Origin of the sequence: Mesorhizobium sp. M0174 (assembly GCF_040322275.1) — a bacterium.
In the GTDB taxonomy this organism is placed as follows: Bacteria; Pseudomonadota; Alphaproteobacteria; order Rhizobiales; family Rhizobiaceae; genus Mesorhizobium.
In genome coordinates this window covers 519,827-543,856 of the sequence record NZ_JAMYTB010000002.1, presented here as the reverse complement: position 1 = coordinate 543,856, position 24,030 = coordinate 519,827, and the positions used below count along the sequence as shown (strand labels likewise).

Sequence of the window (24,030 nt, the reverse complement as noted above, 5' to 3'; positions counted from 1 at the left end):
GACACTTGACAAATCGGCGGCCGTCCGACACGCTCTTAACAAAAGGCACAACAAACTTACAAAAGTTCAAGTTGGCACAATCTGGCCGATAGGGAGAAGGCCGATGCATCTCTGTGACCGAGCGGAGATTTGCGCGTGAGCACGATGACCGTGACCCGCGAAACGCCCAGATGGGCCCTGCCCCGGTTCATGACGGCCGAGCATCCTTTCCCCTGGCTCGCGCCGATCACGGTGATGCTTCTCGTTTTCGGTATCTACCCCCTCGCCTATTCAGTCTGGCTGTCGTTCCACAAACGCAATGTCGTCTCCCGGCAACTTGACTTCGCCGGGCTCCACCAATGGACGCGCGCCTTCTCGGATGCGCGTATGTGGCATTCGTTGGAAACCACGCTGATCTACACCTTCGTCGCGCTTGCGGTTCAGCTTGCGCTCGGCATCCTCATCGCGCTTCTGCTTGACACCGATCGCAAAGGTTACGGGGTGCTTCGGGCGCTGATGACACTGCCGCTGGTGGTGCCGCCTGCGGTGACCGGAATGATGTTCCTGCTGATGCAGGACGGCTCTTTCGGTGTCCTATCGTTTTACCTCTATGCCCTCGACCTGATCTCGCCGGCACAGCCGATCCTGACGCAGCCCGGAACCGCATTGGCGGCGATCCTGCTGGCAGACATATGGCAGTGGACGCCGTTCATGGTGCTCATCATCCTGGCAGGGCTTAGGGCGCTGCCGAAGGAACCGTTCGAAGCCGCGGCGATCGACGGCGCCACCGGCATCCAGACGTTCTGGCGGCTCACATTGCCGATGCTGCGCAAGGTGATAGCGGTTGCGGTGCTGATCCGCGGCGTCGATCTCTTTCGCATCTACGACTACGTCTACATCATCACCGCTGGCGGGCCTGGCACGGCCACCGAGACGCTTTCATTCTACGCGGGGCGAATCTACTTCACCGGAGACTTCCCCTATGCCGCGACCCTGTCGCTGATCGTGCTCGTCGTCTTGATCGTCGTGTCGAACGTCTTCGTCAGGCTGTTCAAGGTGAGGTTCTGATGGAGTCGTCGCGCGCCCAAACGATCGCCCGTGACGTGCTCGCCGTCCTGGTGGTGGCGATCTTCATGTTCCCGATCGCGTGGTGGGCCCTGTCGTCCATCAAACCCTATTCGGCGATCTTCGATCGCAGCGGACCGGTCTACACCGGTTTCACGCCGACGCCGGACAACTACCGCGTGACGTTGCTTGGCGTTTCGCGCGTCGACATCGGCATGGAACAGGGCGGCGAAGCGGCCGGGGTCATCAAGGGGGGCGCGAGTTCCTATGATTCCCGCCAGTCGTTGCTCGACAGTGCCATCATAGCCGTCGGATCGACGGCGCTGACGCTGCTGCTGGCAACTCTGGCCGCCTATTGCCTGTCGCGAATGCAGTTCAGCGGCCAGCAGTCCTTCCTGTTCTGGATTCTCTCGCAGCGCTTCATGCCGCCAATCGCGATCGTCATTCCGATCGTTTTCATGTTCCGCGATCTCGGCTTGCGCGATACCTATACGGGGCTCATCCTCGTTCACAGTTTGATCAATCTGCCGCTGGCGGTTTTGCTTTTGAAGTCGTTCTTCGACGACGTCCCGCGCGAGGTCGATGAGGCGGCGCTGATCGACGGCGCGACGCGCTGGCAGACGTTCCGGCGCGTGGTCCTTCCCATGGTCAAGGGCGGCATCGCTGCGACGGCTGTGCTGTGTTTCATCTTTTCGTGGACCGAGTTCCTGCTCTCACTGTTCCTGACAACGTCGATCCGCACCGTGCCGGTGAAGATCTCGACGTTTGTCACCTCGACCGCAACCGAGTGGGGCTACATCACAGCGCTCGGCACGTCCGCGATCATACCCAGCTTCATCTTTATCCTGCTGGTTCAACGGCATCTGGTCCGCGGCCTCACCCTCGGGTCCCTGAAGGAGTGAGGCGCAGGCGAGAAGAACGACGACAAAAAACGCAACGGAGGAACGATCATGAGCTTCAGAGAACACGACAAGAAGACATTCGTCGCCGATACCTGCAACGACTTTACGGCGCGCCGAATAACCAAACGCGACTTCATGAGGAAGATGGCGCTCGCCGGTGTCGGCTTTTCTGCCTTCGGATCAGCCATGCTAGGTGGCGGCCGCACCAATCGGGGGATCCTGGGCCTCGGGGTTGAAGAAGCCCGCGCCCAGGACGCCGATATGTTGAAGTGGCTGGCCGATGTCGGCAAACCGTATGCCGGCACCAAAATCCGCTACACTTCGGAAGCGACGCCGCCAACGATCGTCGCCAACCAGCTTGTCGCGGGTGAATTCACCAAGGCCACCGGCATTGAGGTGGAAGTCGAGATCGTGCCGCTGGAGCAGGTTCTCGCCAAAGCGACGCAAGATGTGCAGGGCCAGCTTGGCACCTATGACGTCTACTATCTCGACCAGTCCTGGATGGCGACATTTGCGCAGGATGTCGTCGATCCGCGCGAGTATTACGACCAGAACAAAGAACTGGCGATGCCCAACTTCGACTGGGACGATTTCTCCAAGCCGCTGGTCGACGGCATCGCCATGTACAACGGCAAGCAGTGCGGAATCCCCTTCGATATTCCGATCTTCATCCTGATGTACCGCAAGGATCTTTTCGACAAACACAACATTGCGCTGCCGACAGACCTCGACGCCTACCTCAAGGCCGTGCAGGCGCTCACTGAGGCAGAAAAAAGCAACGGCATCTTCGGCACCGCGTGCCAGGCGAAGTCCGGCCATTATTCGCTGGAATGCGACTGGACCTTCGCCTTGTGGGGCCATGGCGGGTCGATCTTCAACAAAGACAAGAAGTTTGTCGGCAATGACGAGCGCGGCGTGGCCGGGCTGCAATTCTATCAGGAGCTGGTCAAGAACTCGCCGCCCTCGGCGACGACTTGGACATGGGACGGCCAGGGACAGGCACTGACACAGGGTCAGGCGGCGATGGCAATCACCTGGGGCGAAGATTTCCCCGGCTTCGACGCCAACGATTCCAAGGTCAAAGGCTTGTTCGAGGCCCTGCCCGCGCCCAAGGAGGTTCCCGGTCGTCGCGCCGCCGCCGATTGCGGCTTCAACGAAATCCCGGCCGTTGGTCACCAGGGCGGCTCGACGATTTCGCTGTCGCAATATTCCAAGAACAAGGAAGCGGCATGGCTGTTCATGCAGTGGGTCTGCTCGAAGGATGTGATGGCGCGGGTATCGACGCTCGGCGGCGGCGCCTCGCCGATGCGCAATTCTTCCTTCACCGATCCTCGCGTGAAGGCGAAGGCCGTTGTCGGGCCTGGAACGACACGCCACTTCGACGCGATCAAATACACGATCGACAACCAGATGGGATCGGAGCCGGACATGCCGATCTGGGCGGATCTGTCGAACAACGACATTCCTGTTGAGCTCGGCAAATTGCTTACGGGCCAAGACTATGGCGGCAATGCCAAGGCGTGCCTCGATGCCATTGCCGGCATTGTCGACGGCAAAGTCAAGGACGCCGGTCTTTAGCGGCTCGTCGGTGATTTGGGCGAAGGCGGCTTCCACCGCCCTCGCCCTTTGGCAATGTGGCGGCAATGGTTCCGGATCTCGTCATCGGCATCGATTCCTCGACCTCGGCAACCAAGGCGATCGCCTGGGACCGCAATGGGCTGGCCGTGGCTGAAGGCCGTGCACCGCTTGCAATGTCCAACCCGCGTTCGGGCTATTTCGAGCAGGATCCGGCCGAGTGGTGGGCCTCGACGGTCACGGCGCTTCGTGCTGTCGCGGCAACAGTTTCGCCGGCACGCATTGCCGCCCTTGCGATTGCCAACCAGCGCGAGAGCTTCGGCCTTTTCGACGAGCAGGGCCAGGCGGTCGGGCCGGCGACGCTCTGGCTCGATGAGCGCGCCCGTGGGAAAGCACGGCGCTTCGGCGAGAGTTTCGGCGCGGCACGCGTCCACGCAATATCGGGCAAGCCGCTCGACGTCATTCCTTGCCTTTACCGCATGATCTGGTTTCGCGAGGAAGAGCCCGAGATTTTTGCCCGCGTGGAGCGAATGGCCGAAGTCCATGGCTATCTGGTCTTTCGTTTGAGCGGCCAGTGGGTGACATCCACCGCATCCGCCGACCCGATGGGCATACTCGATATGCGAGTTATGGACTGGTCTAACGAAATATTGGACGCTGCGGGCGTCGCGCGGCGCATGATGCCGGACCTGGCGCGGCCCGGCACGGTTCTGGGCCAACTGACTTCGGAAGCCGCCATACTGACGGGCCTGCGGGAGGGCACGCCGATCGTCGCCGGCGGCGGCGACGGTCAATGCGCCGGAACGGGCGCTGGCGTGTTGCAGCCGCGATGCGCTTACATCAATCTCGGCACGGCGGTCGTCTCCGGCAGCTTTGGCACGGACTACGTCCATGACCAGGCCTTCCGCACCGAGACGGCGGTCGCCGATGATGGCTATATCTACGAGACGTGCCTTCGCGCCGGCACTTTTCTCGTCGACTGGATGGCGCGCGAGATGCTTGGCGTCGATCTGCATGGCGCAAGCGGCCTGGCAGCGCTCGAGGCCGAAGCCGCTGCCAGCCCGATCGGCGCAGGTGGCATAATGCTTCTTCCCTACTGGCAGGGCGTCATGGACCCGCACTGGGACAGTACGGCCCGTGGTGTGATTGCCGGGCTGTCCGGCTCGAGCAGCCGCGGCGACATCTATCGTGCCGTGCTGGAAGGCATAGCGCTGCATCAGGCCGCGACAAGTCAGCGGGCCGCTGCAGCTGCCGCCCAGACCATCGGCCAATTCATAGCCATCGGCGGAGGGGCGAAGTCCGACCTGTGGATGCAGATTCTGGCGGATGCACTTGATCGTCCCGTAAAGCGTTCGACGACGGTGGAAGCCTCCTCGCTTGGCGCGGCGATGGCGGCGGCAAAGGGCGTGGGCTGGTTTTCCACCATCGCCGAAGCGTCGCTGGCAATGGCCAGCGAGCCGGCCAAAACCTTCGAACCAGACGCGAAACGGGCCGCGCTCTACGCCGAACTTCTTGCGATCCATGCCGATCTTTGGCCAACGCTTTCAACCTGGAACCAGCGTCTCGCGGCCTTCATGGAGACCGATCATGGCTGAAGCGAGCAACTGGAACGCCTTGATCGAGGACGTTGTCGCAGGACGCTGGACAGATCCCAAGACAGGCGCAGCCGCGGTCCTGCCGTTCCAGACAATCGAATTGCTGGAGACGACGGAGGGCCGCGAGGGGGATCTCGTTGCGCCTCTGGCGCTAGGCAGCCGCATCGCCGTGGTCTCTGACATCAACACCGTCGATGTGATGGGCAGGCGCGTCGCGAAGGCGCTGCGTGCCATCGCCGAAATCGACGAAATCGTGCTGCCTGACGGCCTCGACTGCGATGAGGCAACGATCCAGATGGTCAGGGAGAAGACGCGTCACGCCGAAGGCGTCGTGGCCGTCGGGTCCGGCGTCCTCAACGACAGCTGCAAGCATGCAACCTTCCTCGACCAGCGGCCCTATGCCGTCTTCGGCACGGCGGCCTCGATGAATGGCTATGGCGCCTCGACAGCGTCGGTGACGTTGGCTTCAGGGCTCAAGATCTCGCTGCCCTCGCATGCTCCGCGAGGCATCTTCCTGGACCTTGGCGTGTCGGCTGCAGCACCCAGTTGGCTCAGCGCCGCCGGGCTTGGCGACAGCCTCTGCCGCTCCACCGCCCAGATCGACTGGTGGGCTTCGCATCGGCTGTTCGGCACTTACTATTCCGAGGTGCCTTATCTGCTTCAGGCGGGCGATGAGGAACCGATGCTGGCCCATGCGCCTGGCCTTGCCAGGCACGACATCACCGCCGTCGGGCATCTCCAGCGCGTCCTGACGCTGTGCTCGATGGGCGTGTGCTTTGCCGGCGTTTCCCATCCCGGGTCCATGGGGGAGCACCAGATCTCCCATTGGGTCGACATGTTCGCGCAAGCACATCATCCAGGCACCACGCACGGCCAGCAGGTCGGGGTTGCCTCGCTGGTCATGGCGCGTCTGCAAGCGCGGCTGCTGGACATGGAAGAGCCGCCGCAGGCAAAGCCAACCGTCATCGACGAGGCGGCGATGCTGGCCCGCTATGGAGCGCAGCTTGGACCACTTTGCATTGCCGAGATGAGGAAGACAGCACTCGACGCCAGCCAGACGGAAATCTTCAACCGGAAACTCGCGGAAATCTGGCCGGCCCTGCGCCAGGAGGTTCGGCCAATGGCAATGCCGGTTGCCCGCATGGAGGCAGCCCTGAAGGCTGCGGGGGGGCCGGTCACCGGCGCGGAACTAGGCCTGCCGCGCGCGCTTTGGCACGATGCCATTCGCTATTCGCGAGAAATCCGCGGCCGCTGGTCCTTTGTCAATCTGGCCGCCGATGCAGGACTCCTGGAAGAATTTCTGGACAGCGAATGGTGAGAGCGCATCCGATCGCCAATGGCTCGCACGGCGAAAATGAGATCCAACCGGCAAGGGCAATCGAAGGGTAGGAATTTATGGCGTCTGTCACCATCAGCAACATAAAGAAGGACTATGGCGCCCTCTCGATTATCGATGGACTCGATCTCTCGATCGAGGATGGCCAGTTCGTCGTTCTGTTGGGGCCGTCCGGCTGCGGCAAGTCCACGTTGTTGCGCATGATAGCCGGTCTCGAGCCCATCACGTCCGGTGAGATCGCCATAGGCGACAGGGTCGTCAACACGCTTCACCCCAAAGACCGCAACATCGCGATGGTCTTCCAGAATTACGCGCTTTACGCGCACATGACCGTCTTCGACAACATGGCCTTTTCCATGCAGTTGAAGAAGCGCCCCAACGAAGAAATCAAACAGAAGGTCGGGTGGGCGGCATCGATCCTCAACCTGACTCCCTATCTGGAACGGTACCCTCGCCAGCTTTCGGGCGGCCAGCGGCAGCGTGTCGCCATGGGCCGCGCCATCGTGCGGGACCCAACTGTGTTCCTGTTCGACGAGCCGCTGTCCAACCTCGATGCCAAGCTGCGGGTGCAGATGCGCACCGAAATCAAGGAACTCCACCAGCGACTGAAGACCACCACGGTCTATGTCACGCATGACCAGATCGAGGCCATGACCATGGCCGATGTCATCGTCATCATGCGCGACGGCCGTATCGAGCAAATCGGGCGCCCGCTCGATGTCTACGATCACCCGGCAAACCTGTTCGTCGCTTCTTTCATCGGCTCGCCCGCAATGAACATGTTGCATGGCGAGGTGGCATCCGAGCGTGACGCCTGGGTGGTGCGGACCGACGAGCTATCCCTCCCGCTGCCGCCAGGGGCTGCGGTCCGGCCCGGCCAAAGGGTGATCTACGGCATTCGCCCCGAACATCTTCGACCCGTGGCCAACGGGCGCGGCATTCCGGCCAGGATTACGGTTGTCGAGCCGACCGGCCCCGAAATCCACATCTTTGCCAGCATGGGCAACACCGCGATCTGCTCGGTGCTGCATGACCGGATGGAGCTCTCTCCTGGAGCTTTAATCCATCTGGAACCGGCGCCTGAGCGAATCCACCTGTTCGACCAAGGCAGCGGCGAGCGACTGGACAAGGGAAGAAGCTGAATGGCCCAGGTCGTTATCCTCGGCGCCGGCGTCATGGGCTCTGCCATGACGCTTCCGGCCGCTCACGCGGGTAACCGCATCACTCTTGTCGGCACCCATCTCGACGAGGAGATCGTCGGCTTGGTGGCCGGCACAGGTCGTCATCCGCGCCTCAACATCACACTGCCTGATATGGTAGCCGCCAGGTCCTGGACCGAATTCGGGGCAGCGATGAACGATGGACCCGATCTGCTTGTACTCGGCGTCTCGTCGGCCGGCATTCCTTGGGCGATCGAGCGCATTGCAGAAAGCATCAAGTTGCCGGTGCCGATACTGATGATTACGAAAGGACTTGCAGCAAGCGACGAAGGCATCGAAATCCTGCCACATCTGCTTGCCCGCGAGATCGAGCAACGCACCGGCTTGTCTGTCCCGGTGATGGCCGTCGGCGGACCGTGCATTGCCGGCGAACTGGCGGCACAGCGCGACACCTCTGTGATCGTGGCCGGGCACGATCCCGACCAGGTGGCCGCGGCGTACCGCATTCTGCGCGCGCCTTTCTATCATGCGCGATCGTCACCCGATCTCGTCGGCGTCGAGATCTGCGCTGCTTTCAAGAATTTCTACACACTCGCAGTTGGGGCTCCCGTCGGACTGCTGGAGCGCGACGGCAAGGCGCCCAATGGTGCGCTCATGCACAATCTTGCCTCGTCACTTTTCTCGCAGTCCCTCGCGGAGATGGCGATTCTGGTCGATGCTCTGGGCGGAAAAATCGAAACAGTGCTGGGGCTGGCAGGCTCCGGCGATCTTTATGTGACCTGCCAGGCGGGCCGTAACGGTCGCATGGGGCGCCTGCTTGGCCGCGGCCTGCCCTATTCCGTGGCGAAGCGCGAACATATGAGTTCGGACACGGTCGAGGGAGCGCAACTGGCGCTGGACCTTGGTCCGACTTTGAAGAATATGATGGCCCGGGGTGTACTTCCCCATGATCGCCTGCCGCTGACGACCGCCATCATCGACGCGGTTTGTCACGATGCTCCGCTGGTTTTGTCCTTCGACCGCTATCATCGAGGCTAGCGGAGCCGGGGAAACTCGATTGATGCCTCATATCGATGAGCACATGGCTCGGCCGAGCCCGCTCTGGACCCGCTGCCGCGGAGTGGACAGGATGATCTGATGGAGAAACCCGCACGAAAGAAACGCGACGGCCGCCAAGCTGTAACGAGTTCGGTCACGGCTGATCGTGAGGAAGGGCTGCTCGTGCGCGCCGCCTGGCTTGCTTACGTCGGTGACCTCACGCAGGCGCAAATTGCCAAGTCTCTTGGCCTGACCCGCCTTCGCGTCAACCGGATGCTGGCGCACGCGCGCCAGCGGGGGATCGTTCAGATTCGCATCAATTCGAAGGTGGCGAACTGCATCGAGCTGGAGCACCGGCTGCGGGACGCCTATGGTGTCTCGGATCCAATCGTGGTTCCGACACCACCCGATCCTGCGCTGGTGCCACAGGTCATCGCAGCCGCCGCCGGTGAGGCCCTGTCGCTCAGAATCCGCGACGGGATATCGGTGGGCGTGGGATGGGGACGGACGCTCCAGCTTAGTCTGCGGTCAGTGACCGTACGCCCGGTCAAAGGAATGTCGGTCGTTTCCCTGCTTGGTGGGCTCACGCGCGGATCGGCGATCAACATCTATGAGATCGCTTCGCGGCTCGCGGCGCTTTTCGATGCGGAATGCTTCTACATCGCAGCACCGGTGTTCACGGACACTGAGGCCACGCGCGATCTGCTTATGCGCCAGTCCATTCTGGAAGACGCCTTCACCCATGCCCGCGACGTTGACGCCGCTTTCGTTTCGGTGGGCGCGGTGCACAAGGACGCCACCATTTTTCGGATCGGACTGGTAGGCGACGATGATCTCAAATCGCTCCGCGAGGCGGGAGCCGTCGGCGATATTTGCGGCCACTGGATCGGCGCCGACGGACAACTCGTCGATCACCCGCTAAACAATCGCGTAATCGGTCTCGCGCCCGAACATCTGCGCGACATCGACACTGTGATCCTCCCCTCCGGTGGCCTCGACAAGGTTCCGGTGCTGCGCGCCGTGTTGCGTCTGGGAGTCGTCGATGTGCTGATCACCGACGAGAAAACCGCTGAGGCGATCCTTGCGCAAAAGCCGTAGCGCAGACTGATCTCTACCAGCAGAGCGGCTCGCGACTGATCGCTTCTTCGCGTCACAGAACCTCGTGGATTTCCTCGATCGAAGTCTCGCCGATCCGCTTGTCGAGAACGATCTCTCCACGCGCCATGGCCACGACCCGGTCGCAGCATTCGAAAACATGATGCATGTTGTGGCTGATGAAGACGCTGGTGATGTTCTGGGCCTTGAGCGCGCGAACGAAGCCAATCACCTTTCGCGTCTCCTTCACCGAAAGATGATTGGTCGGCTCGTCGAGAATCATGACTTTCGACTTGAAGTGCATGGCCCGGGCGATCGCCACGCCTTGGCGCTGGCCGCCCGACAGTTCGCCGACCAGCGCGTCCGGCGACCTCAGATGCAGATCGACGTCGGCGATCGCCTTGACACTTTCATCACGCATGCGCTTCTGGTCCAGGATGCCGATGCCGAAAACCGAGCCCTTCACCGGCTCGCGTCCGATGAAAACGTTGCGGGCGATGGTCATGGTCGGCACCATCGAATTGTACTGGTAGATCGTCTCGATGCCGCGATCCATGGCGTCGCGCGGATTCGAGAATAGGACCGGTTCACCTTCGATCCTGATCTCGCCGCCATCGGGCTTTTGGGTGCCTGACAGGATGTTGATCAACGTCGATTTGCCGGCGCCATTGTCGCCGACAAGGCCCAGGGCCTCGTCTGGATAAATGTCCAGAGTGACGTTCTTCAAGGCGTGGACGCCGGAATACCATTTCTGGAGTCCCTTGATCGCGATAATGGGTGCTGCCATGATCACGTCTCCACCTTCATTGCCCTGCCCCGCTTTCGCAGCCAGGCATTCACGACGACCGCGAAGATAGTCAGGAAGCCGATTGCCATCTTGAACCAGTTGGCGTCAACCTGGCTCAGCACCAGTCCGTTGTCGATGACGCGAATAAGGGCAGCCCCTATGATGCCGCCGAAGATAGTGCCGATGCCGCCAGCCAGCGAGGCGCCACCGATGACGGCAGCCGACACGGCTTGCAACTCCAGCCCCTCGCCGATCGAGGGCAGCGGCGCGCCGAGCCGCATCACCTGAATGGTGCCGGCAAAGCCGGCGAGCACAGAACAGATCATGAAGCAGGCGACCTTCACCCGGGCCGTCGGGATGCCCATCGATTGCGCGGCAGGCAGAAAGCCGCCGGTGGCGCGCACCCAGTTGCCGAAATTCGTGCGCGACAGAAGGACCGTCGCCAGGATTGCCACGGCGACAAACCAGAAGAACGACATCCGAAAGAGGTCGCCTGGCCCCACATAGATCGTAAACAGCCATTTGGGCAGAGCGTTGGCCGGAATGACAGGAGGGAAGCCACCGGAGATTACCACCGTCAGCGAACGCGCGATGAACAGCATGCCAAGCGTGGTGATGAAGCTTGGTATCGCGAAACGAATCGTTATGAACCCGTTGAAGAAGCCGATCAGGGCGGCGATCGCGAGGCCGGCGGCAAAGGCCGGCGCGAACGGCACCCCGGCCGCCAGCATCACCGCCATCGTCATCGGGGTCAGCGCAAAGACCGAGCCCACGGAAAGATCAAACTCGCCGCATATCATCAGCAGGGTCACGCCGATCGCGACCAGCCCCATTTCAGGCAGCAGTCCAAGCATTCCGCGCACGTTCTGTGTGTTCAAAAATACGCCGTTCGAGCGTATCTGAAAGACAAGGAGGAGGAGGAGCAGGAACACGACGGCCGCAAGCTCCGGCTTCTCCAGGTAGATCTTCATCAAGCGCTTCATCGATCGCTCCGGCTTGGGATTGTTTTCCGCTGGCTTGTCGCATCGACAAGCGGTATGGCGGCAGTCTGTCTTCTACCGTATTTGACGGAGAGATGCGGTGGCAGGATGAGGGGCGGAGCTAAAACGCCCAAAGGCCACGCGGCCTGCCCCTCACCCCTGCCCCCTCCCGCAAAGAACGAGGAGAGGATGCCGGCTTCGCCCTACCGCACGCCTTTTGCGGCCAGTTCCTTGAGCTTCGGCACGTCTTCCTTGACGATGATGCCCTTGCCGGTGTCGATGTCTGCCGGCAGCAGACCGATGTTCTTGGAAAGATAGGCTTCCATCACCGGCATGAAGCCCTGCATGTAGGGCTGCTGGTCGACCTGGACCTGGATATAACCCGCTTCCATCTGTTGCAGGACTTCCGAGACGATATCGAAGCCGCCCATCAGCACCTTGCCCGGCTCGATGCCGCGATCGATCAGCACTTGGGCCACGTAGGCATGCCAAAGGCCGGTGTCGAAATACACCGTGGTGTCCGGGTGGGCAGACAGATAGGCGCCAACACGATCGGCGACGACGGCGCCATCTGTGCCGGTGTCGAGCCGTTCGATGACTACTTCGCGTCCGCCATTCGCGGCCTTGTATTCCTCAAGGAACTTCATGACACCGGCAGCGCGCTGTTCCGACCAGTTCTGACCGGGCGCGGAGACGCCGACGAGCGCCCTGATCTTTCCTTCCTTGGGGAAGAACTCGGACATCTTCTTGCCGAGTTCGTAGCCGGCGGGAATGAAGCCCTGGCCGATGAAGGCCTGGCGGGCATTGCCGGCTGCACCCTCGGTGTCGTCGACGTTGGACGCAATCACCGTGACGCCGGCAGCGCGGGCGTCGGCGATGATCTGGTCGAAAGCATTGTTGTCGACGATCGAGGTGATCAGCGCGTCCGGTTTTGCCGCGAGTGCCGCCTGCATGTTGGCCGATTGTTGCTCGATCGAGCCTTCGGTCTGCGTGAAGACCATTTGGCAATTGGCCTGTATCTTGGCGCAGGCGTCGTCAAACCCCTTCTTCACCGCCTGCCAGAACGGGTTCGACGCCGACGAATGATGCGTGAAGACGATGTTCATCGGCTCCTGTGCGCGTGAGCCGATTGCCGAGCCTCCAGCCAGTACTGCTCCCAAGGCTGCCGAGATAAGTAGCTTCTTCATGGTTCTCCTCCTCCGTAGAAAGCTGCTTCAGGTTCATTTTCAGAGAGTCGATGCGTCAGTCACCCGTCGAAGCGCCGTGAAGGCGCGATCGATCTCCGGGTTCAGTTCCATGCCGAGGCCCGGTCCGGGAGGCACGGTGATCATGCCGTTCTTCACCTGCGGCAAAGCGGTCACAAGGTCGCGGTACCAGGTCTTGTAAAAGGCCCTGACACTCTCCTGGACAAGCGCGTTCGGCGCATTCAGCGACAGGTGGGTCGATGCGCCGAGCACCACTGGACCGGTGCAGTCGTGTGGCGCGACCGGCAGGTGCCATGCCTCAGCCATGGCAGCGATCTTGCGCGCCTCCGAGAGCCCGCCGCACCAGCTGATATCGAGCATGATGACACCAGCCGCTCCAGTTTCGAGAAGGTCGCGGAAGGCCCAGCGGGAACCGAGTGTCTCCGAAGCCGATATCGGCGCCAGCGAAGCCTCGGCATACCGTTTCAGGCTGGACAGGCTGTCCATTCTGATCGGATCTTCGTGCCAGAAGGTCTTGTAGGGGGCAAGCTCGCGAGCGATCTGGATGGCCGGCAGTAGCTGCCACATTGAATGGAATTCAACCATGATGTCCATCTTGTCGCCGACCGCATTGCGGATTTTCTCGAATGGCGCCAGCGCGGAATTCAAGTCGGGCTGCGATATATACTGGCCGCGCGTTTTCTCGGCGGCCATGTCGAACGGCCAGATCTTCATGGCCGTGATGCCTTCCTCCAATAACGAATGCGCCAGTTCGTCGGCGCGGTGAAGGAAGCCGTTCAGATCATCATAGGCGTCGCCGGGCTTATCGAGCCCGTAGTTGGCCGTCGTCTGGCCCGTGGCCTTCTTAATGTATTCGGGTCCGGCACAGGTGTTATAGGTCCTGATCTCGTGCCTGGTGAACCCGCCGAGGAGCTGTGCGATCGGCTGACCCGTGGCCTTTCCAAACAGATCCCAAAGCGCGATGTCGAAAGCGGAATTGCCCCTGACTTCCGCGCCCGTCGATCGGAAACCGAGATAGCCGACAAGATCGGCGGCGAGCAGGTCGATCTGCAAGGGGTCGCGACCGATCACGCGCGGCGCGACATATTCGTGCAAATAGGTCTCGACGGTCTCGGCCATGAAGAAGGTCTCGCCCAGTCCCACGAAGTCTTCGTCCGTGTGAACCAGGACCCAGAGAAGGTTCGGCCGCTCCTTGAGCCGCAGCGTTTCCAGTTTCGCGATCTTCATTGCGCCCCCGTCCTCAGGCGATGCCGGCCGCCAGCAGGGCCTTGACGCTCTCGTCAAAATGCCTCGCCATCAGGTCGCGAGCAGACTGGGGATCACCGGTCTCGATTGCTTCGGCGAGCTCGATGTGGATCTGGATCATCTTCAACTGCTCGGCATCCGAAGGGCGGCTGCGCCAGCCGATCGGCCAGGTCTGGCGCGATACGCGCTCGAACGCGCCTACGATGAGGCTAAAAACCGGATTCTTTGCCGCCTTGGCGATTTCGAGGTGAAAGGCGAGATCGTGCTCCATGACCTGTTCCGGCCGCTGGAAATTCTCGCGCATGGCAAGCGCGTGCGCCCTGATCCTTTCCACTTCGTCGGCGGTTCTGCGCAAGGCCGCCAGCATGGCGGTGCGGGTCTCGATCGTGCGGCGCACGTCGTAGATTTGCTGCACCGTGATCTGCTCGGTGTGGACGCCATGCTCGATCACCAGCGACATGGCGCCATAGTCCAGCTCGGCGACGGTAGCCCGCCTGCCTGCCCTGAGGTCGATAAGCCGCATCGCGGCGAGCGAGCTGAAGGCCTCGCGCACCACAGTACGCGAGACGCTCAATTGCCTCGAAAGCGCGGCCTCGCTGGGCAGCCGGTCGCCTGGTCCGAGTTCATGCGTGCGGATGTGGCGCGTGATCTCGCCGATCGTATTGCTGACCAGGCTCGCTGCGTCGGAATGTTTTGCGGCTACCACCGTGCTCACGCGATCTCCAGTTCAGAAGGCAAACCTGTATGGCAGGTTTTGCAGATGTGTTGATAGTACTTAGAAAAGCTGTATGTCAAGCTCAAGTCATTGCCGGGAGACCGTCGGCATGGTCGCCGGAAGAGCGGTAACCCGACGCTTGCATATCCGCTGCTCTTGATGCGCCAGACGGCGGTCGGCCGGGTGCGGCGCGCCTGCATGCTCGGACAGGCAATCATCTCGCTTGGGCAGGCTGGACAGTCTCATCGTGAACCCCGGCGGGCGCCCGACCATGCCGTCGGAAAATATCTCATTCACTGATATTTCGATCGACGCACCCCATATGGGTGGACAGAGTGTCACTTGAGGATTTGCCTATGCTGATTTCGCGTTGGGGACGGTTTGCAGTTTTGTTCGCCGGATTGTTCCTGGCATTTTCCACGGTCGCTGTGGATCACGCCGATGCGCGCCGTGGCGGCAGCTTCGGCAGTCGCGGCATGCGCACTTTCCAGCCGGTCCCGCCGACCAGAGTCGCGCCGCAACCGGCCGCACCGGTCGAGCGCTCGATGACGCCTAATGCGGCAACGAACAATGCGGCCCGTCAGCCGCAGGCATTCCAGCGCCCAGGCTTCTTCAACGGCCTCGGCGGATCGATGATGCGGGGGCTGCTCCTCGGCGGTTTGATCGGCGTTCTTCTGGGCCATGGGTTCGGCGGCTTGGCCGGCATGTTGGGCCTTTTGCTCCAAGTACTGCTGATCGGCGGCGTGATCATGCTGGCGATCCGCTTTTTCCGCTCGCAATCGACATACAACCCAGCGCCCGCTACGGCCGGTGCCTCGCGGGGTACGGGGAGCTTTGGGCGAAACGCTGCAGCTGGGCCCGAGCCGAGCAACGCTACAGCTTTCCCCATTCCAGGCATCGGGTCAGGATTTGGCGGAACGAGCCAAGCCAACGCTTCGGATGAGATCACACTCACGCAAACCGACCTCGACACGTTCCAGCAACGGCTGACGGAAGTTCAGGAGGCATTCGGGCGCGAAGATCATGCTGCTTTGCGCCGGTTGGCGACGCCCGAGATGGTGTCCTATCTGTCCGAGGAACTTGCCGACAATGCCAAAAAGGGCGTCAGGAACGACGTGTCGGACGTCAGCCTGTTGGAGGCCGATATTGCGGAAAGTTGGCGGGAGGGTGACCGCGACTACGCGACGGCTGCTTTGCGCTATGAGTCTCGCGACGTGACCCGCGATCGCAGCAGCGGCAAGATCGTTGAGGGTCAAGCCGATCAGCCGACCGAGACAACCGAACTGTGGACCTTCATGCGCCAGAACAGCGGGGACTGGAAGCTCGCCGCAATACAGCAGCCGAGCTGATGTGCTTGCCCGACTGAATGCCTGCCAGGAGACTTGTTCAGTTTTGCCAGCTGCGCGCTTGAAGGCCGGTCAGCCGAGGTGAAGCAGCGGGCTCTATCGGCCCAGCGGCAGCTTCGAAGTCGAAAGCAGTTCGGCCTCATCCATCACTCCGGCCGTAATTTGCAATGATGCGCGACGCGAGCGCTTCATGCTCTATTGGGCTGGGTGTCAGCGGCTTTCTGGCCGCGTCTTACGGAACCGTTGGCAACGCGATCGTCGGCAATGTCGATGTGCGCTCCACCACCTTCGTCGCGGCGTTCGGTTAGAGCCCACCCTGCCTCATGTTCGAGGTTTGGAAGCGTCGGCACTGCGCGAGCTTCTTTCAAAAAAATGGTAGGGCCCGCCGCCAAGCGCGAAGCCATCGTGCATCTGCAGGCCACGATTGGAGTGTCGGAGCGGCGGGCCTGTTCCTCTGGCGGCCATCGAGGCGTCGTTAGCCGCACTTTCCGCGCACCCCTGTGCGCTGCCACCAATCTCGCGTAGACATGCCTGCCGGCATCCCGCGCTGCGATGTGAGAACCTCATGCGAATCCTGTTGCCTGTCTTCTTCCTCTGCCTGACCAGCCTGTCGCCCGCCCGGGCAACGGCCGGCGATTGCGGCGATGCCGCCGCCCTGGTGCGGCAGGCCTATCCCAAGGCCCAAAAGAGCGCCGACCGCGCGTCGTTCACGCTTGTACCCCATACGAGCATCGCCTCAACGCTCCCGGAGAGCGATGCGCCATTCGGCCTCGCCTGCAAGATCTGGCCGGCTCATGACGACCTGCTTTTGGTCGCGGTACCCCTGATCGACAGTGCTAACGGCGACCACCTGCATGTCGGCGACATCGAGCTGCTGGTGGTCGATAGAAAGAGCCTGCGGGTGCGCCAGCGCCTGCTCCAGCCTGGACTGATGACCGATGATGCCATCGCGATCCGTAAGGTGGAATTCGACACCGGCCGCTATGCACTGGCCCCTGAGGTCACCGCCTTCGGCCTGCGCATCGAAATGGCAAACCATTCGCAAGCTACTCCCTTCACTGAAACCGACCTGCGGCTCTACGCTCTCGTCCGCGGTGAACTCCACGTGGTGCTCGACGGCCTCGTGGTGGCCGGCTCTGGCGGCGATAGCGATGGTAGTTGCGCCGGATCCTTTCATTCCAGCCAGGTCAGCCTGGCGATGAGCCCGGCGCGCCACCACGGCTATCGAGACATCATTGCGGTCGAGCGATCGAATACCGACAATCCCTCCCCCGACCAGAATGGCGAATGCCAGTCCCATCCCGGCAAGCCTGTGAAGCGGACCTACCGGCTGCGCTATCACGGCAGCCGCTACGCGGTTCCTGCGGCACTCAAGGTGATGGGGTCGTGACGCCGCTGCACACGTCCCTGCCTTGGTTCGTCAATGGGATCAATTCCAGTTGAAAGGGTATCGACCGTTAATTCTCTCGTGGTAGGAGGCGCTCAAGGGGGCTCTTCCCAAAGGAGCTGATGATTTGTGGTGGTCAAGATTCAAAAGGGGTTTTGCAGGAACGTGGGACGACAGACTTGACGGGCTATTCTCCGCAAAGGTCGACTACGCCGGAAAATCCATTCTCGATGTTGGCTGCAATATGGGTGTTGTCGCCTATGAGATATCCAAGCTGAAACCCAGTTCGATCCATGGGATCGACATTGCCAAGCCGCATATCGAGACTGCAAAGATGTTGTTGAGCGGCTCCCCGGTACATGCCCGGTTCGATCGCCTGAATCTTGGCAGCCGGCGCCTCGGCAATATCCTTCTACCGAAATACGATATCGTTCTGCTGCTGGCCGTCTATCAGCACATGCAGCGCAACATCGGCCCAGGCAAGGCGCGAAGGGTGCTTTCCAATATTGTGAGGCGCACCTCAAACGTCGTTGCCCGCGTTCCGCCTGGAACGGATGGCGAATTCATCGAAACGCTTTCTGACGAGGGGTTCCAGGTCAAGAGCACTCACACATCGCCCCTTGGTAGTCATGTGCTCGTGCTTGAGAAACCTGCCTTCGGAAATCCGCAGCCATAGAGATTTCGCATCGCGAGTGGCAATCTGCCCCACTAACATCCCATGTGTCAGCAGCGGCACAGACCCGCTGCTGGCTGCAACTCAGCGCGTTGGACGCCCGATTCGCCGGGAGAGCAGCTCGCGGCTGGACTTCGCGTCAATGCCGTTGACGTTTGAGGGTCGCGGCTGCGGTGTTATCTGCCACTGCCTTGACAGACAGAATGCCCCCGTTGGCGTAGGTGACTGGCCGCCATGGCGAGAACATCGCCGTCCCGCCTGGGGTCAGCGCGCCGCCGGTGTCGAAAAATTCAGCCATGTGCGCTATCAGCTCGCAGGCGCCCGTCCAGCGCTCTGGCTCAGGGCGCCGGGCGAGTGAACAGGGTTCGGAATAGCTCCTCAGCACGCCGCAGTCCTTCATCCGTCAGAACCACTGACTTCGCCTTGTTTGCCGGATTCGCGATCAGCCCCTTCTGGTGCAAGCGATCCAGGGCATTCCAATCCAACCCCTTCCAGGCGCGCCTCTCTTCATGCAGCGTCAGCCAAAGCAGGCCCATAACGGCATCGTCGATCTTGTCGGTGTCGATCTCCATGCAAGCAGTTTAACACGCGAAAGCGCTGCCACGATCCACACCGTAGGGTTATTCCTAGCGCAACGGTTCGACTGAAAATAAATGTTTCACCTAGGCGTCGCATGCGCGACGGCGTCATTTGGGGGGACGAGCCGGAATGGGATCCGAGTTCATCATGGTGGCTAAGCGGCCGTGGCAGCCCTTGCCGCTGGCAAATGAAATGCGGATTGGCGAAATCCTCGTCATCGCCCTGGTTGCGCTGCAGGCGAGTGGCTGACCGTCCAGCGTACCCGTCATGCCGCCGGCAGCGCGCAGTACCGCGTCACCCGCCGCAGGGTCGCATTCCAATAGTGCGGCCGAAGCGCGGATAATTTTGCGGGGGCAGCTCTTTTCCGACCCGCTCTCCGACCCCAGAAGTCTCAACCTTGCTAGAGGTGAATTTTTGACCCCTGAGCGGTTATCTCGGAGCGCATTCCGGCCACAACCGACGTTGCGACATCCCTTCACTGATTCACTGTCCGTCTGCGCCAGAATGCGAAATCCGCTGTGAGCGTCGGGGCTTAGCAACAACCGCTCAAGGTCGGTCCCACGTTGCAGGGCTGACGTGTTTTCATCGAGCCAAGACTGACTCTGGTACCGTGCCGGGAATGAGCTATAGTTCACATACTAAGACGGCCGGGCGCTTGCACAATGGCTGGACTGGGTGAACAGATTGCGCGTCAGCAGCGCACCATGGGACCGCTCCTGGTGGCGGCAGTGGTCATCGGCCTTATCGGTCTGCCCGTTGCAGCCTGGCTCGACCTCCGAGACCTGTCGGAACGGATGCTGCGCAGGCAAGCCAGCGAAATCAGCCGGATCATCGACGAAATGCGCGGATTCTACGGCAGCGACGTCGTGGGACGCGTGCTGCAGGCAGACGGCGCCGTGACTGCGACGCACAACTACCGGGACGTACCAGGTGCGATCCCTATTCCGGCAACCCTCTCGATCGAACTCGGCAAGCGCATCAGCGCTCACGATGGCTCGGTCAAATATCGGTTCGTCTCGGATCTGCCTTTCAAAGGTCGCGCGCCCCACCAGCTCGATGCGTTCGAGCGGAACGCAATCTTGGCTTTGCGCGCCAACCCGAAGGAGCCGATCATCGAAGTCTCGGGCTCACTGTTTGACCGGCAGGTCCGCGCCGCGGCCCCTGTCATAATGGGACAAGTGTGCGTGACATGCCATAACTCACACCCGGATAGCCCCAAGACGGACTGGAAGGTCGGGGATGTCCGAGGGATCCAGGAGATATCAGTCAATCAGCCTATTGCTGCAAACGTGCTGACTTTCAAGTATCTGCTCCTATATTTCGGTTTCGCGGCGGCGGCGGGTCTGACGTTCATTCTCCTGCAGCGTCGGCAGTCCGCGTTGATTCAAGGCATGAACAAGGAGCTTTCGGAGGCAAACGACTTCCTGGCCGCGATCTCATTGAAGATCGCCAAATACCTTTCGCCTCAAATTTACAAAAGCATCTTCAGCGGCCAGAAGGACGTCACCATCGCGACCGAGCGCAAGAAGCTCACGATCTTTTTCTCCGACGTCAAGGATTTCACCGCGATCGTGGAACGTCTCCAGCCCGAGGACCTGACGCTTCTCCTCAACGAGTACTTCACCGAGATGTCGACGATCGCGCTCAAACACGGGGGCACCGTCGACAAGTTCATCGGCGACGCGCTTCTTGTGTTCTTCGGAGACCCCGAGACGCAAGGCGTCGAGGAAGACGCGAGAGCCTGCTTGCGCATGGCTGTCGACATGCAGCGTCGGCTGGAGCAGTTGAACAGGGTGTGGCATGACCGCGGAGTTGAACGGCCCTTCCGAGCTCGCATGGGGATTAACACGGGCTATTGCAATGTCGGGAACTTCGGTTCCGATGATCGGATGGACTACACGATCATTGGAGCCGAGGCGAACTTGGCGGCCCGGCTGCAGTCGATTGCCGAGCCCGGCGGTATCTGCCTCAGCTATGAGACTTACGCGCTCGTGCGCGACCTTGTCCGGGCGCGTCCATTAGCACCGATTGCCATGAAGGGGATCAGCCGGGAGGTTGTCCCCTACGAAGTCGAGGGCCTCCTGGGTGAGCTCGCCCAGCGTCCTCAGGTCATCAGCGAGCACGCGACTGGCCTCGACTTGTTCCTCGATGTTGAGGCAATCGACGAGAACGGGGTCGAGCGGGCGAAGAAACGACTTTCGGAGGCGCTCCTAGCCTTATCCATCCGAAGCAAGCCCGCCGCATTTTAGGGTCTTGAACGTGATGCAATCTGGACCTTGGCCAGCCACACAAAGTCGGGTTCAAAGCCGCCTCATGCGCCGCCGGTATTGACGCACCCGGCTGGTATCACGAAAAATACGACGAGGCCCGCAAGGACTTAATCATGACTGGTCGAGCCATGCTGCAGACTCCTTTAGCTTGATGTGGGTCGCTAACGTCGCCCCCAGGCCGGATGGGGAGCGTTATCGTGGTGTTTACACGCCTCGGTCAGCACCTGAGATCGCGGTCATAAGTCACTGTAACACATTCGCTTTCACACATGGGGCTGGAACTGCGCTTACGTCGCGACAAGTCGTGCGAGAGGAACGCTGACAGGTCTGACGCGTTCCTTTGGTTGCGCAGTCATCGTCTAGCCAGATCCAGCCGCCTTGCCGCTGGCGATAAAATGCGGGTTGGCGAAATCCTCGTCGTCGCTCTGGTTACGCTTGCCGTAGGCGAGCGGCGCACCATCCAGCGTGCGCGTCATTCCGCCGGCAGCGCGTAGCACCGCGTCACCCGCGGCAGTGTCCCATTCCATGGTGCGGCCGAAGCGCGGATAGACGTCCGCCTCGGCGCCGGCGACAAGGCAGAATTTCAGCGACGAGCCGACCGAGACGATCTCGGCCGCGCCAAGCGCGCGGATATAGGCGTCGGTCTCCGGCGTGTTGTGGGAGCGGCTGGCAACGACGGTCAGCGGCATCATACCGGCCCTTGCCGAAATCGGTTGGCGATCGACGATCACATAGTTGTCATCAATCTTGATCGTTTCCGCTTTGCCCGGCCGGCCGGAAAAGAAGCGGCCGGTGCAAGGCGCGAAGACAACGCCGATCTCCGGCACGCCATCGCGAACCAGCGCTATGTTGACAGTGAAATCGGTCCTGCGGTTGACGAACTCCTTGGTGCCGTCGAGAGGATCGATCAGGAAGAAGGCGTCACCGAGATCCGGTGCCATGATGCCGGCCGAAGCTTCTTCCTCGGCCACGCACGGAATCTCGGGAAATGCGGCGCGCAGCCCGGCAAGAATAATCTTCTCGCTCTCGCGGTCAGCCTCCGTCACCGGCGAACTGTCCAACTTGCTGTCGACCGCACAGCCGGCACGAAAGACGCGCATCACCTCGCGTCCCGCCGCCAAGGCAAGGTGCTCGAAGACGGCGAGCATTGCTTCGTCGTCAGATACCGCCGCCGCTGTCATATTGGTCTTCGGCAATGTCCCGCTCGTTCAGCCAGTGTTCCAGGGCGTCCACCATCTCCTCGGCCGATCTGCCGAGTGTCTTGAGATGGATTTCGGGCTTTTCCGGCACCTCATAGGGTGAATCGACGCCGGTGAAATTCTTGATCTCGCCGTTCAACGCCCGCGCATAGAGGCCCTTCGGATCGCGCCTGGCACATTCCTCGAAAGGTGTGTCGACAAACACCTCGATGAATTCGCCATCGGCCATCAATTCGCGCGCCATGCGCCGCTCCGCGCTGAACGGCGAAATGAATGACACGATGACGATCAGCCCGGCGTCGGCCATCAGGCGCGCGACTTCGGCAACGCGGCGAATGTTCTCGACACGATCGGCGTCCGTGAAGCCGAGATCGCGGTTGAGTCCGTGACGGACGTTGTCGCCATCCAGAATGTAGGTATGACGGCCGGTGGCGAACAGTTTCTTTTCAAACAGATTGGCGATGGTCGACTTGCCCGAGCCCGAAAGCCCGGTGAACCAGAACACGGCCGGCCGCTGGTTCTTCATATCGGCACGCGCGCGCTTGCCGACATCGAGCGACTGCCAGTGGATGTTTTCGGCGCGGCGCAGCGAATGCAGGATCATGCCGGCACCGACCGTGGCATTGGTGATACGGTCGATCAGAATGAAGGCGCCGGTGGTGCGGTTTTCGGCAAACGGATCGAAGGCGATCGGCGACCGCGTCGAGATGTTGCAGATGCCGACTTCGTTCATTTCAAGCGACTTGGCCGCCTCATGGGCAAAGTCGTTGACGTTGACCCGGTACTTCAGGTCGGTGATGGTGGCACTGGTCTGGTCGGTTTCGGTGCGCAGAATGTAAGAGCGGCCGGGCAGCAGCGCATGTTCGTCGAACCAGACGATGTTTGCGGCGAACTGGTCGGCGACCTGCGGCCGCGCCGCCGGCGATACTAGCATATTGCCGCGCGAGACCTCGACCTCGTCGTCGAGGACAAGGGTGATGGCCTGGCCGGCAATAGCCTGCTGAAGATCGCCGCCATGCGAGACGATGCGCCTGACACGGGAGGACTTGCCGGATTTCGCGACGACCACCTCGTCGCCCGGCGCAACCGATCCGGACGCTATGGTGCCGGCGAAGCCGCGGAAATCGAGGTTGGGACGGTTCACATATTGGACAGGAAACCGGAACGGCAATTCGACCGCGGCCTCGTCGACCGAGACGATTTCGAGATGTTCGATCAGCGTCGGGCCGGAATACCAGTCTGTCCTAACGGAACGGCCCGTAACGTTGTCGCCGTAGCGGGCCGACATCGGGATGGGCACGATCGTCCGGAAACCGAGCTCACGTGAGAACTGCCCGTAATCAGCGACGATCCGTTCAAAAACTGCTTCGTCGAAGCCGACAAGATCGATCTTGTTGACGGCGAGCACAATGTGGCGGATGCCAAGCAGCGAGGCAATGATCGAATGCCGCCTGGTCTGGCGCAGTACGCCCTGGCGGGCATCGATCAGCACGATGGCGAGATCCGCCGTCGATGCACCTGTCGCCATGTTACGCGTGTACTGTTCGTGGCCGGGCGTGTCGGCGACGATGAACTTGCGCATCGGCGTGGCGAAGAAGCGATAGGCGACGTCGATGGTAATGCCTTGCTCGCGCTCGGCCTCGAGGCCGTCGACCAGCAGCGCGAAGTCGACGTCGTCGCCGGTGGTGCCGTGCTTGCGCGAATCGCGCTCGAGTGTGGCTAACTGATCCTCGAAAATCTGCTTGGTATCGGAAAGCAGGCGCCCGATCAGCGTCGACTTGCCGTCGTCGACCGAGCCGCAGGTCAGGAAGCGCAGCAGCGACTTTCGTTCCTGCGCCGCCAGATAGTCGCGGACGCCGTCGGTCGGGGCGAGGCTCTTGGCCATGATGTGGCGCATAC

At 61.4% G+C, this 24,030-nt stretch carries 22 protein-coding genes and 2 pseudogenes; 14 read left to right on the top strand and 10 right to left on the bottom strand.

Annotated elements, in window-relative coordinates; genetic code table 11:
- Positions 1–144: 144 nt before the first annotated feature.
- The 8 genes from NKJ13_RS06070 (at position 145) to NKJ13_RS06035 (ending at position 9,748) form a co-directional block, all read left to right on the top strand.
- Complete coding sequence (locus NKJ13_RS06070) at positions 145–1,047, top strand: carbohydrate ABC transporter permease (protein WP_352777434.1); 903 nt, start codon at positions 145–147, stop codon at positions 1,045–1,047.
- Positions 1,047–1,946: a carbohydrate ABC transporter permease gene (locus NKJ13_RS06065; protein WP_031212286.1), complete on the top strand. Its 900-nt coding sequence runs from the start codon at positions 1,047–1,049 to the stop codon at positions 1,944–1,946. The genes NKJ13_RS06070 and NKJ13_RS06065 overlap by 1 nt, the downstream gene beginning before the upstream one ends.
- 48 nt (positions 1,947–1,994) lie before the next feature.
- Complete coding sequence (locus NKJ13_RS06060) at positions 1,995–3,524, top strand: ABC transporter substrate-binding protein (protein ID WP_352777380.1); 1,530 nt, start codon at positions 1,995–1,997, stop codon at positions 3,522–3,524.
- 65 nt (positions 3,525–3,589) lie between these two features.
- A complete protein-coding gene (locus NKJ13_RS06055; protein WP_352777378.1) occupies positions 3,590–5,116 on the top strand; it encodes a xylulokinase in 1,527 nt (508 codons plus the stop codon).
- Complete coding sequence (locus tag NKJ13_RS06050; RefSeq protein ID WP_352739061.1) at positions 5,109–6,434, top strand: iron-containing alcohol dehydrogenase; 1,326 nt, start codon at positions 5,109–5,111, stop codon at positions 6,432–6,434. The genes NKJ13_RS06055 and NKJ13_RS06050 overlap by 8 nt, the downstream gene beginning before the upstream one ends.
- Before the next feature lie 77 nt (positions 6,435–6,511).
- Positions 6,512–7,594 (top strand): ABC transporter ATP-binding protein, encoded by a 1,083-nt coding sequence (locus NKJ13_RS06045; RefSeq protein WP_352701481.1) that lies wholly within the window; start codon positions 6,512–6,514, stop codon positions 7,592–7,594.
- Positions 7,595–8,650: a hypothetical protein gene (locus NKJ13_RS06040; protein WP_352701482.1), complete on the top strand. Its 1,056-nt coding sequence runs from the start codon at positions 7,595–7,597 to the stop codon at positions 8,648–8,650. It abuts the gene before it with no gap.
- A 99-nt stretch (positions 8,651–8,749) separates the two neighbouring features.
- Entirely contained in the window at positions 8,750–9,748 is a 999-nt protein-coding gene (locus tag NKJ13_RS06035) for a sugar-binding transcriptional regulator (RefSeq protein ID WP_352507685.1), read from the top strand.
- 52 nt (positions 9,749–9,800) lie between these two features.
- Here NKJ13_RS06035 and NKJ13_RS06030 read toward each other — a convergent pair whose 3' ends face one another.
- The 5 genes from NKJ13_RS06030 to NKJ13_RS06010 form a co-directional block, all read right to left on the bottom strand.
- A complete protein-coding gene (locus NKJ13_RS06030; protein ID WP_352701483.1) occupies positions 9,801–10,532 on the bottom strand; it encodes an ATP-binding cassette domain-containing protein in 732 nt (243 codons plus the stop codon).
- A 2-nt stretch (positions 10,533–10,534) separates the two neighbouring features.
- The gene (locus NKJ13_RS06025; protein ID WP_023678771.1) at positions 10,535–11,515 is read right to left on the bottom strand and encodes an ABC transporter permease; all 981 of its coding nucleotides are present in this window, start codon (positions 11,513–11,515) and stop codon (positions 10,535–10,537) included.
- Positions 11,516–11,715: 200 nt separating this feature from the next.
- The gene (locus tag NKJ13_RS06020; protein ID WP_352777376.1) at positions 11,716–12,699 is read right to left on the bottom strand and encodes a sugar ABC transporter substrate-binding protein; all 984 of its coding nucleotides are present in this window, start codon (positions 12,697–12,699) and stop codon (positions 11,716–11,718) included.
- Between the two features lie 39 nt (positions 12,700–12,738).
- The gene (locus NKJ13_RS06015; RefSeq protein WP_352777375.1) at positions 12,739–13,944 is read right to left on the bottom strand and encodes a mandelate racemase/muconate lactonizing enzyme family protein; all 1,206 of its coding nucleotides are present in this window, start codon (positions 13,942–13,944) and stop codon (positions 12,739–12,741) included.
- A gap of 13 nt (positions 13,945–13,957) precedes the next feature.
- Positions 13,958–14,677 (bottom strand): FadR/GntR family transcriptional regulator, encoded by a 720-nt coding sequence (locus NKJ13_RS06010; RefSeq protein ID WP_502899785.1) that lies wholly within the window; start codon positions 14,675–14,677, stop codon positions 13,958–13,960.
- A 356-nt stretch (positions 14,678–15,033) separates the two neighbouring features.
- Here NKJ13_RS06010 and NKJ13_RS06005 point away from each other — a divergent pair, with 356 nt between their 5' ends.
- From NKJ13_RS06005 to NKJ13_RS05985, 5 genes and pseudogenes are all read left to right on the top strand, one after another.
- Positions 15,034–16,026 carry a Tim44 domain-containing protein gene (locus tag NKJ13_RS06005; protein ID WP_352777373.1) on the top strand — a complete coding sequence of 331 codons (993 nt, stop codon included), beginning with the start codon at positions 15,034–15,036 and terminating at the stop codon, positions 16,024–16,026.
- A 164-nt stretch (positions 16,027–16,190) separates the two neighbouring features.
- The gene (locus NKJ13_RS06000; protein ID WP_352777371.1) at positions 16,191–16,331 is read left to right on the top strand and encodes a hypothetical protein; all 141 of its coding nucleotides are present in this window, start codon (positions 16,191–16,193) and stop codon (positions 16,329–16,331) included.
- 26 nt (positions 16,332–16,357) lie between these two features.
- A pseudogene (locus NKJ13_RS05995) lies at positions 16,358–16,473 on the top strand (IS3 family transposase); the annotation flags it as partial.
- 115 nt (positions 16,474–16,588) lie between these two features.
- Positions 16,589–17,413 (top strand): PA3715 family protein, encoded by an 825-nt coding sequence (locus NKJ13_RS05990; RefSeq protein WP_352777370.1) that lies wholly within the window; start codon positions 16,589–16,591, stop codon positions 17,411–17,413.
- Positions 17,414–17,537: 124 nt separating this feature from the next.
- The gene (locus tag NKJ13_RS05985) at positions 17,538–18,086 is read left to right on the top strand and encodes a class I SAM-dependent methyltransferase (protein WP_156948240.1); all 549 of its coding nucleotides are present in this window, start codon (positions 17,538–17,540) and stop codon (positions 18,084–18,086) included.
- 136 nt (positions 18,087–18,222) lie between these two features.
- Here NKJ13_RS05985 and NKJ13_RS05980 read toward each other — a convergent pair whose 3' ends face one another.
- The 3 genes and pseudogenes from NKJ13_RS05980 to NKJ13_RS31585 all read right to left on the bottom strand — a co-directional run.
- Positions 18,223–18,381 (bottom strand): hypothetical protein, encoded by a 159-nt coding sequence (locus NKJ13_RS05980; protein ID WP_352508778.1) that lies wholly within the window; start codon positions 18,379–18,381, stop codon positions 18,223–18,225.
- A gap of 40 nt (positions 18,382–18,421) precedes the next feature.
- On the bottom strand, positions 18,422–18,655 hold the full coding sequence (locus NKJ13_RS05975) for a DUF6429 family protein (protein WP_352777368.1): 234 nt from the start codon (positions 18,653–18,655) through the stop codon (positions 18,422–18,424).
- Positions 18,656–18,833: 178 nt separating this feature from the next.
- Positions 18,834–19,004: pseudogene (locus NKJ13_RS31585) on the bottom strand (3'(2'),5'-bisphosphate nucleotidase CysQ); the annotation flags it as partial.
- 320 nt (positions 19,005–19,324) lie between these two features.
- Between NKJ13_RS31585 and NKJ13_RS05965 the strand changes: the two are divergent.
- Positions 19,325–20,911, top strand: a complete 1,587-nt coding sequence (locus tag NKJ13_RS05965; protein WP_352777366.1) for an adenylate/guanylate cyclase domain-containing protein — start codon at positions 19,325–19,327, stop codon at positions 20,909–20,911.
- Positions 20,912–21,291: 380 nt separating this feature from the next.
- Here NKJ13_RS05965 and cysQ read toward each other — a convergent pair whose 3' ends face one another.
- Complete coding sequence (gene cysQ / locus NKJ13_RS05960) at positions 21,292–22,080, bottom strand: 3'(2'),5'-bisphosphate nucleotidase CysQ (protein ID WP_352702058.1); 789 nt, start codon at positions 22,078–22,080, stop codon at positions 21,292–21,294.
- A gap of 10 nt (positions 22,081–22,090) precedes the next feature.
- The gene (cysN, locus tag NKJ13_RS05955; protein ID WP_352701490.1) at positions 22,091–24,028 is read right to left on the bottom strand and encodes a sulfate adenylyltransferase subunit CysN; all 1,938 of its coding nucleotides are present in this window, start codon (positions 24,026–24,028) and stop codon (positions 22,091–22,093) included.
- Between the last annotated feature and the right edge of the window lie 2 nt (positions 24,029–24,030).

Bases quoted from the DNA above. Each gene is read 5' to 3' on its own strand.
- NKJ13_RS06070 (WP_352777434.1), top strand. From the start codon at position 145: ATGACCGTGACCCGCGAAACGCCCAGATGGGCCCTGCCCCGGTTCATG.
- NKJ13_RS06065 (WP_031212286.1), top strand. From the start codon at position 1,047: ATGGAGTCGTCGCGCGCCCAAACGATCGCCCGTGACGTGCTCGCCGTC.
- NKJ13_RS06060 (WP_352777380.1), top strand. From the start codon at position 1,995: ATGAGCTTCAGAGAACACGACAAGAAGACATTCGTCGCCGATACCTGC.
- NKJ13_RS06055 (WP_352777378.1), top strand. From the start codon at position 3,590: ATGGTTCCGGATCTCGTCATCGGCATCGATTCCTCGACCTCGGCAACC.
- NKJ13_RS06050 (WP_352739061.1), top strand. From the start codon at position 5,109: ATGGCTGAAGCGAGCAACTGGAACGCCTTGATCGAGGACGTTGTCGCA.
- NKJ13_RS06045 (WP_352701481.1), top strand. From the start codon at position 6,512: ATGGCGTCTGTCACCATCAGCAACATAAAGAAGGACTATGGCGCCCTC.
- NKJ13_RS06040 (WP_352701482.1), top strand. From the start codon at position 7,595: ATGGCCCAGGTCGTTATCCTCGGCGCCGGCGTCATGGGCTCTGCCATG.
- NKJ13_RS06035 (WP_352507685.1), top strand. From the start codon at position 8,750: ATGGAGAAACCCGCACGAAAGAAACGCGACGGCCGCCAAGCTGTAACG.
- NKJ13_RS06030 (WP_352701483.1), bottom strand. From the start codon at position 10,532: ATGGCAGCACCCATTATCGCGATCAAGGGACTCCAGAAATGGTATTCC.
- NKJ13_RS06025 (WP_023678771.1), bottom strand. From the start codon at position 11,515: ATGAAGCGCTTGATGAAGATCTACCTGGAGAAGCCGGAGCTTGCGGCC.
- NKJ13_RS06020 (WP_352777376.1), bottom strand. From the start codon at position 12,699: ATGAAGAAGCTACTTATCTCGGCAGCCTTGGGAGCAGTACTGGCTGGA.
- NKJ13_RS06015 (WP_352777375.1), bottom strand. From the start codon at position 13,944: ATGAAGATCGCGAAACTGGAAACGCTGCGGCTCAAGGAGCGGCCGAAC.
- NKJ13_RS06005 (WP_352777373.1), top strand. From the start codon at position 15,034: ATGCTGATTTCGCGTTGGGGACGGTTTGCAGTTTTGTTCGCCGGATTG.
- NKJ13_RS06000 (WP_352777371.1), top strand. From the start codon at position 16,191: ATGATGCGCGACGCGAGCGCTTCATGCTCTATTGGGCTGGGTGTCAGC.
- NKJ13_RS05990 (WP_352777370.1), top strand. From the start codon at position 16,589: ATGCGAATCCTGTTGCCTGTCTTCTTCCTCTGCCTGACCAGCCTGTCG.
- NKJ13_RS05980 (WP_352508778.1), bottom strand. From the start codon at position 18,381: ATGGCTGAATTTTTCGACACCGGCGGCGCGCTGACCCCAGGCGGGACG.
- NKJ13_RS05975 (WP_352777368.1), bottom strand. From the start codon at position 18,655: ATGGAGATCGACACCGACAAGATCGACGATGCCGTTATGGGCCTGCTT.
- NKJ13_RS05965 (WP_352777366.1), top strand. From the start codon at position 19,325: ATGGCTGGACTGGGTGAACAGATTGCGCGTCAGCAGCGCACCATGGGA.
- cysQ (WP_352702058.1), bottom strand. From the start codon at position 22,080: ATGCTCGCCGTCTTCGAGCACCTTGCCTTGGCGGCGGGACGCGAGGTG.
- cysN (WP_352701490.1), bottom strand. From the start codon at position 24,028: ATGCGCCACATCATGGCCAAGAGCCTCGCCCCGACCGACGGCGTCCGC.